The organism is Infirmifilum sp. (assembly GCF_049970975.1).
In the GTDB taxonomy this organism is placed as follows: Archaea; Thermoproteota; Thermoprotei; order Thermofilales; family Thermofilaceae; genus Thermofilum; species Thermofilum uzonense.
In genome coordinates, this window is sequence record NZ_JBMFLX010000052.1 from 1 (window position 1) to 8961 (window position 8961).

The 8961-nt window shown below is 51.0% G+C and carries 3 protein-coding genes and 1 pseudogene; all 4 read right to left on the reverse strand.

All coding sequences use genetic code 11. The annotated features are described in order from the left end of the window. Window positions 1-50: 50 nt before the first annotated feature. Entirely contained in the window at window positions 51-3185 is a 3135-nt protein-coding gene (locus tag ACP5KC_RS07265; protein ID WP_428287109.1) for a helicase-related protein, read from the reverse strand. A gap of 10 nt (window positions 3186-3195) precedes the next feature. Then, window positions 3196-3729, reverse strand: coding sequence for a hypothetical protein (locus ACP5KC_RS07270; RefSeq protein ID WP_428287110.1), 534 nt, complete (start codon window positions 3727-3729; stop codon window positions 3196-3198). Between the two features lie 5 nt (window positions 3730-3734). Further along, window positions 3735-7301, reverse strand: coding sequence for a DUF499 domain-containing protein (locus ACP5KC_RS07275; protein WP_428287111.1), 3567 nt, complete (start codon window positions 7299-7301; stop codon window positions 3735-3737). A 5-nt stretch (window positions 7302-7306) separates the two neighbouring features. Continuing rightward, window positions 7307-8961, reverse strand: a pseudogene (locus tag ACP5KC_RS07280) (DUF1156 domain-containing protein); the annotation flags it as partial.

Consider the following 8961-nt stretch of genomic DNA (forward strand, 5'->3'; position numbering starts at 1 on the left):
GTAGATCTTTTAGCTCAGTTCTCTCAATGTTGATCGGCTTCATCTCAAGCTTACCCAGCGGTGAAGTGGTATTTCACACGCTCCTCTGTAATGATGATCCTCTCAAACGGGATCTTGCTAGCAGGATCCCTTACGCACAGCATAGCGGGCTTTTCAGTCCTGACTCCATACACTATGTATAGCCAGTAGTCCTTCCCCTTCTCCCTGGCAGCCCTGAACTCCTCCCCGGTGAGATCAATGTCTAGCGATCTACCAGCTTTAGTCTTTACCTCGATGAACCTCACCTCTAGGATTTCCCCGCCCTCTCCCCTCTTTATGCTCTTCACATCGTAGTGCTCGTAGCCGGATACCATTGTAGCCTCCCTACCGCTTAGCCGCTCGTAGTTATGCACTATGGGTATGGCATCGTCCTCAGCCCACCTCCAAACCTCATCACTGGGGACTTCCTTCACCTCTGGCAAGAATGCAGAGCTAAACATTATAAACTGAGGCTCTGCAATCTTCACATTTACGTCTGCCTCTAGATCGTGCATGTAGAACCGGCTTTTGCAGCCAAGCCTACTCTTAACATCCTCGTATTTACTTAGCATGCTAAGCAAGACTCCGACCCCCTTTCTCAGCTCCTCTTCATAGAAGGTGTTGTGGGACGCCAAGAGAACCTCCTGCCTAGCAGATTCGATCGCATCGGTTAAGCCGTATACCTCGTCCACAGGAATAGATTTATCTAGGGTTTCTAGCAGCTTCTCTACAAGCCTGGTCCCCCTAAGTATCCTTATGCTCCCAGTTTCGAGGTCGCCTACGACCCCTATAGGTTCCCTATAAATTACTGAGCCCCTTGCAATGATGCTAGCTTCTGAGAGGAGCATCACCTCCCTTCTATCACACTTGTAGACAAAGTACTTGGGGTAGCTGCCTGCCTTGAAATAGCTCTGCACTGTTTTAAGGGCTTCCTCTGGGTTTTTCAGCGGTATCTTGAACACCACCCCATCGCTAGATCTTAACATAATCTCATCCTCAGACTCCCTAACAACCTTCAGGTTCGGTTGCGCGGATATATGGGTCACTATCTTCCTAACAGCGGTGATGGCGTCATCGAGGTCTCTAAAGCCTGTTAGGTGAAGGAGGTTCTCGCGGACTCTCTCAGCCTCTTCTTCGGATGACGACTTTGATGGAAATATCTTCTTGTGGTTTATCTCAGACACAAGCCTCTCCAGGGTCTCTATAAATGTCATGACAAAGTTTTTAGCGTCGCTGACCACGAGCTCTATGATCTTAGACTCTGAGAGCGAGATCTTTTTTCCCTTAAAGTCGATCTCAAGGGGTATTAGCTCTCCGATTGTCTCCCTCGACCCCACGGCATGTTCGAGCAGCTCGTTTTTTATAGTTGATAACAGCACCCTTTCTCCAAGGATTGGGTCTAGCTTTCCAACTGAGATCGAGATGCCGTAGAGCTTTGCAAACACAACTTCTGCAACAGTCTTCTCCATGGCATCCGCTAAGAATAGGTTGAAGACATAGGTATTCCTATTCTGCCCGTATCTCCACACCCTTCCTATCCTCTGCTCAAGCCTAATGGGGGACCAGGCTATCTCATAATTTATAACAACATTGGCGTGCTGGAGGTTGAGCCCCTCCCCGGCCACATCGGTTGTTATGAGGATTCTCGGGGCATCCTCTGAGAGCCACTTCCTAATATCATCAATTTCTTCCCTGTTCTCCGACGTGAACATCCTCACTACTCCAGGGTCTCCTAGTTCCTCCCTAGCCCAGCCCACGAGCTTGTTGTAGATGTATCGTGCCGTGTCCTTGAACTCTGTAAACACTATTGCCTTCCTGCTAGCTAGATCCATAAACTCGGCTGGAAGATCACCTGGATTTGCCTTCATCACTAGGCGGAGTATCTTCTCTAATGTCCTAACCTTGGAATCTTCTTCATTGCCTGATAGGATGCTCTCCGCATATCTCTTAGCATCCTCGAGCTTTTCTACTAACCTACTTTCCAAGAACATGCTGAGATACGACATCAGTCCGTTGAACCATTCATCGAGCTCCTCCTCAAGGTCTTCCACATCGCCTGACAAGATATCGTCGAGCTCTCTAGCGCGTTCTTCGATCTCTTGAACCGCCTTCTCCAATTCCTTGCCGCGCCCGGAGCCGATTGTCTCCACCAACCCGCCCCTCTTCATGACGAGCTTGCTGAAAGTCTTCACAAGGGCCTGGGGGCTTGAAAGCCCCCTCTTAATGAGGAGGGTTCTTAGCAGGGCGACTATTGCCTGTGCTCTCTCAGGCTTAAAGCCGTAGTTGTTGATCATATAGTTATAGTATTCTCTAAGGTATTGCGCGGCGAGATCAGTTATGGTCGTTAGAAGTTTCCTCTCAGCATCGCCAGGCTCTATTAGTACAGCGATCATTGTGCAGGGCTTGAAGATTTCGGCCTTCTCATAAATTGTGTTCACATCCTCCTTGCTCCTCCTGATCAGGATCACATTATGAGTTTGCCGGTAGAAATCGGGCTTGTCGAATACTTTATCCAGAGCCCCCACGCTTTTCTCCTCTATGAGTGATGGGTCTATAAGGGCTAGGCGGGCTAGATAGTCCCTGGCCTTCCCCCTATGCGGGGTTGCTGAGAGTAGGAGCAGCACGGCATCCCTGTTGTCCATAATGATCCTGCCGAGACTCTTCCACCTATCGTTCGGTTCATACCCTATGTAGCCGAGCTTGTGGGCCTCATCCACTACTATGGCATCCCACCTATTCCTGATCAGGATATCCATATACCTATCCTGCTTTAAAGTATCAATAGACCCTACATACCATCCGGAAGGTAGCTCAGGACTCCTGGCTAGGACGTCTACGCTCTTCCTGTCTATTACGGTGGGCGATATGCCCATTTTCTTCATCTCATCTACCCACTGATCTACAAGGACGCTGGGGACAGCTACTAAGACCCTTTTGAGCCCATGCCCCCTGTATCTACTTATTGCTGCGAGCACTCTGAGGGCGGTAATCGTCTTGCCAAGCCCTATCATGTCTGCTATGAGCATTCTTGTTGGCTTTATGAAGAGGGACTTGGCCACAACCTCTGTTTGGTGTAGCAGCGGGTTTCTCCCGCTGTATATGAAGAAGGGGTTGTACTCCAAATATCTCTCGGCAATCCATGTAAGGGGAGCTATATTCGAGCTCATGCTCCAACACTCAGTCCAGCATATAGAGAGCCTTCACCGCCCTGCCGACCCGCATCATATGCCAGTACCGCGCCGGGTTTTGGGATTTATACCTGTCGATCGCTATATCGCACAGGATGTTCAGGAAGTTTGCGTTCATGCTCAGTATTAGGCTCCTCAGGGCGTTTAGCCTAGCACCATTAGGATTGCTGTATGTCGCAGCTGTGAGCGCGAATAGTAAGTGCCTCTTGAACGCAACCTCGTTTGGGAGTACTACTACCTGCTTATCGTAGTATACGTCCCTACCGGGCACCTTTACCCTCCTAGTCCCCACTGCCTCCCCGCCGAGATCCCTCGCGAAGTCCACGAGAAGCTCCGCGAACCTAGCTGGGAAAGCTATCTTCTCCTTATTGTCGACGACAGCTCTTAGAGGGTCTTGCCCCTCGAGGAGACTGTAATACTTTATATATAACCTATGTGTGCTCAGAACACCCTGATACTCGTAGTTAGGCCTCCCCCTCCTCTTAGCCACGAAGGTGAAGGCGTAGCTAAACCCGGTCGACAAGGACGCTACCCCGTATTAGCTCTTTTCTTAATCTTAAACCTCATCCCCTCTTTATTGACTATCAGTTCATCGATTCTGCGAAGCTCCAGCTCGCTCTTGGGAGTGTAGGTGGTCTCTATGGTGGCTTTCGCTCCTGATGTCCTAAATATGTTGACTATCGTACTATAAAGCTGGTCTAGCACCGCGTGATCCTCGGTTTTTATGCTGAGGCTTATCTTCGTAGCCTCGCTGTTTATTTCTATGAAGCCGGCTACAGCTCCCCCGTGGGCTCTCATGATCTTCGCTATTTCCGGCAGTCTTGCTATTTCGCTTACTACTATACTTACGACCTTTGCGTCATCGCCTAAAGGCTTGCCTCCACCTGCGGTGTCTATGGCTATCTCTTCCTCTATCCACTCCCCGATCACCTGAACGCTGATAACCCTAGAATCTAGGATGCCGTCCCTCCCGTAGACGTCCGCTGTGATGATGTAGTTGCCGGCTTTATCCCCTTTTATCTTGAATCTGGCGGAGAGCGGAGGTTCCCCACTGAATTCCCTCGGTTCCACGGTGAGCCCCTCGTCTGGCTTCAACTTCACCTGGATCTCCCCTTCGAAGTTCTTCACATCAATAGATGCCTCCACCTCATACTCCCTGCCCTCTAGCACTCTATCCGGCAGCTTGCAGCTGATCTCTACTGGGTACTTCTTCTCCTCGTAGAAGAGCTTCCCAGCCTTCACCGTGTTCTTTAGGTCTAGCCTGATATCCCTTATGTCGAGCACCCTGCCGCTCCTATCTTCGACCTTGACGACCTTGTTGCTGGGAATAGATTTGGATATTCTATTCAGCCACTCGTCGAAGGCTTTTTCCCAGTATACAAGCTCCACATCATCCCAAGAGATATTTAATCTTTTTAGGAGATCCTCCACCTTTTCGAGTATTTTCTCCCCCTCTCCGGAGGACTTTGTCTCCTCCCTGCTGCTGAATATAGGCTTCCACACGAGCTCCCCTCCGGCCTTGACTGCATAGTCCTCGGTCTTGATGAGATCCTTAACAGCGTTTATGAAATCACTATACCTTATGATGGGCGTGTTAGCCTTATCCGTGGTTGTTATGAAGCTCCAGAGGCTGCCAACCCTGATCGGCTCCTCCTTAGGATCCCTGCCTAGGTAGTCCCTAACTATAGACAGTATGCTGTCTTTAGTGAACTCCTGCGGTATGAGCCCCTTATCCCTCAGGAAGTCCTCAACTACTACCGGTATCGGCTTGTCGGACTCCAGCGACAGTCCCTCCTCAAACCTAACCTCTCCCTGCCTATAATAGTAAACCCTGCGATAGCACCTGTTTATCATTGTCCAGGAATGCCTTTCATAATACTCCTTCTTGCTTCCAACTTTCTCCTTCAACACGCTAAGCAAGTCCTCTATATAGGTTCCCTCGCCTCTACCTAGCTTCTCCCCCACCATTGCTTTCAGGTGATCCTCGCCTATGCTGCCAGCAGCTATGTAGTACCTAAGCATCTCCATGAGTCCGTCCCAGGCGGTCCTGCCCCTGAGCCCGGCGAGCTCTCTGATACCGGATATATCTTCGGGGGCGAGCTCCTTAGCTTCTCCTATGCCGTCCACGTGGGGGGCTAGCACGACAATGTTGTTTCTACCTTTAAGGAGATTAAGCATCTCGTCCTTGGAGACCCTATCAGCTAGAACTAACAATACTGGGTCTCTGCGCTCGAGGTAATCCTTGGGTATAGATTTGATGTCACTGGCGGGGGGAACTGTGAATATAGAGTCCTCCTTATAGCCTTTTGGAGGTCTCCCTTTGCCTTTCTTCCCAGAAAGTCCACTCTCCAGGAGTTCCTTTAATTTATTCTTAGCCATATCATCTGTAACGTTCTTCTTCAGCGTTTCGACCAGCTCCTCTATGGATGGTATGTTGGTGAAGAACCACTTGGCACTATCACTCTCCGGGTCTCCATGCACAATTAGCTGCGGCAGGGTGCTCCTCAGAATCCCTAGAGTGCCCTTGATGTCTTGATCTGTGGGAGATACCGAGTATATGAGGTCTTGGGTTGTTGGGTATAAGCCCAAATTCATCGGGAGCCCTAGCCCTACGAGGCTGTGCAGCCAGATTATAGAGGCCAGCTTGAATCCCAGCCCCTCCCTCTCCTGTCCTAGGCCTCTGAGGTTCCTAGCAACTACTTTCTCATAGAACCCTTCCTTGCCGAGTTTCTTTATATTGTCGAAGCTCTCGGGGACTGCTACGTTTTCCATGAGAACTAAGCGGAACACCATGTATTCGTCTGGAGGGCTCCTGAGAATCGTCTCGTCCAGCGTCTCTCTCACGAACACTGGTATGTGGTACGGCATCACCAATCCTACCTCATCCTCTACCGCATCGAACAGCCCTTCTCTTAGCGCTAGCACCGCCTGGACTGCAATCTTGATTGCGTCTCTGGTCCTCTGGAGGTGTGGCAGCCTGTAGGCTAGCTTCTCAACTAATTCTAGGAACATTGGGTGGAAAGGATAAGTCTTCCTAGCCTCCCCCCAGAAGCCCTTATCATCTAGGATCTTCTTAACATGCGCTGGGTATTCCCTACCAAGCTCGCTTGATACGAATTCGCTGGCCATCCTATCCAGCTCCTCCCTCTCATACGCGAATATCCTCTTCCTAAGTATCTCGGCTATCTCCCTCTCGCCAACAGGCTTTATAATATCTACATTTGCCCTGCTCAACACGCTTCCAATAGCCTCGACAAGCTCTCTCCTGTGTATGTACTCCATGCCCGGCTTTGGCTCCACAGGGCCTCCTCTTATCTCATAGGGCATCGTTATCACCACGGTGACCTCCCTCACATTATACTTGCTGAGGGCCTCGGCCAGGTTCATTAGGAACGCAGATATCTTTGTAGGTTCTAGCCCGCTCTGGTCGTAGTACCTGCCTATCTCATCGATGAGCACAACCGCCCTGCTCCTGTCGAGCACCTGTAGGAGGGCATCGGCGTACGGCGCTGTCTCCATATCGTCTGAGCTCCTCACGGCGTCGTATCTCCCGAGTACGTGTCCTAGGTAGCCCCAGATCGTCTTGATCTTCCTGCCGCCGATCTCGATGGGCTTCGCCGGGCTCGGAGCAAGGTCGCTGTATTTGCAGTCTATGAAGACCAGGTTTGGGGGCGAGCTCCTAATCGAATCCCACTTCTCGTGGACGAAGCCTGCTATATCGCTGTCAAGCATCCTCAGCTTCGACGCCGCCTCATCCTTGCTCCGAGACTCTCTGATCAGGTTGAACACGTGGTATAGGAGGATAAGCGAGTGGGTCTTGCCGCCGCCTAGGTCTGATGGCAGGAGTATTAGGCTGCTTCTAGCCTCATACCTTCTGCCCCCCACAGACGCCTCCTTGAGCCCTATGAGGTTCATGATCACCTTAACAACCAGGGCTTTCATGGATTCTGTTAGGTGCGTTCTCTTGAAGAACTCCACGGGATCCTGTATGAACTGGGGCGCCCTTCCCTTCACAACATCGCCCAGGTCTACTGCTGGCTCGTACCTTAGGCTCTCAACCTCGCCCCTTATCTTTAGCCTCTTAGCATCAATCACAGGCCTCACCTCCCCTCTATATATTCGATTACGAGATTGGACAAATCGCTCTCCGGATCCCAGGCATACCCGCGGATCACCTTAGCCGCCTCCACCGCCTCCTTAACGAGCTCCGGGTACATGTTATAGAGATTCTGATATACAGCTTGGAACTCATGGCTGCCCTGCTTAGCATAGTATTCGAGCAGGTGGAGGACGTCGATGGTGTTTATCTTCCTCCCCTCAGCGGCTAGCTTCAAGGGGTTGATGCCCCTCACGCCGAGCACCCTTTTAAGCTCACCAATTGTTGTGTTGAGGGGCTCGAGCAGGGTGAATTCCTTCTGCTTAGACTTCTTGTCCCCGCTCGGATTTCCGGTGCTTTTCACGATGCCTGCACTCTCAAATAGCTTATAGCCTTTCTCCCGATCCAAGCTGTTTCCTATGAAGCCGTACGATAGCGTTATTATGTCCTGGCTCGACAGTACTATGGGCTCAACCGGTACGCCCTGCAGCGATGCCTGCCCCTTAGGCTTGGAGTAGAGCCTGAAGACAGCCTTCGATGTTAGGTAGAATAGAGCTTCGGGGGACTTCAACGCCTCGGATGCGTTGGCTATAACTCTGGATGCTATTGCATATGACTCCCGCACAAGGTCTCCTGCGGAGAGCTCCCTCCCGAAGTGGACAATTCTATCGTAAGATGTGAACATTGATAGAGCACCGAGCATCACCGCCAGGAACAGATCGCCCCCTGAGAGACCTGACCCAAGCGCCACATCCTTGGCTCTCCTGGCGCTCTTGAAAGCCTCCTTATACACATCGAGATACTCGCCAACCCTCTTCCCATCCTCAGCCCTCTTCCTCCAGACAACAACTATGTTGGACTTCAAAGCTGTTTTACCTATGGCGGTGACTCTCTCCTCCGACTCAGCTATAATTCCCCAGGCGCTGGTGACCCTCAAGCCGGCGCTCCTCCAACCCGCATCGACGAGCGCCACCCAGGCCTCCGGGCTGGTGTGGGCGAAGTAGGTGGCTATCAGGCCTCCTCCTCCCACAAGCTCCGACATCCTCGCGAAAGCCTTGCCCATGAGGCTCCTGTAATAGTGATCGGGATCCTTTACGCCGAAGTACTTAAGCCTACCCTCGCTATAACTGGCCTCGTGAATCGCCAAGGTCTCCCACTGGGTGTTATACATCAAAGCTTTCCTGTGAAACTTGGCCTCTAGCTTGTCACCACTCAGGGCCCTCTTGAGCCAGACATAGTAGAAGTCGCTGAGCTCAGCATATGGTATATTATCCCTGTACGGCGGGTCCGTCACTATCACGTCGAACCTCTCATCCCCAACACTTCCAAGCACGGTAGCATCGTCAAGCAGAACCCTAACCCTACTAGGACTACCACTAACAGCAGAAACAAGATAAGACAGTCCCTCTTCTAATGTTTTAAGATTCCTTAGATACGTCCCCGTCCAACTGATCCAAGGAACCATATCATTCCAGTTCCAAACCATAGCTATACCCCTCATGGAAAGAGAATGAGCCATTATTAGAGAGTGATTCCACACTGCGACAAGAGAACTATAGTTAGCATATTTGATTAACGCTATTGCTAGGTATGTTGTTACTGCTTCTGCGTATTTGCGCGCCCTCTCCCTGTCCCAGCCTTCTCGGAGCTTCTCCTCCT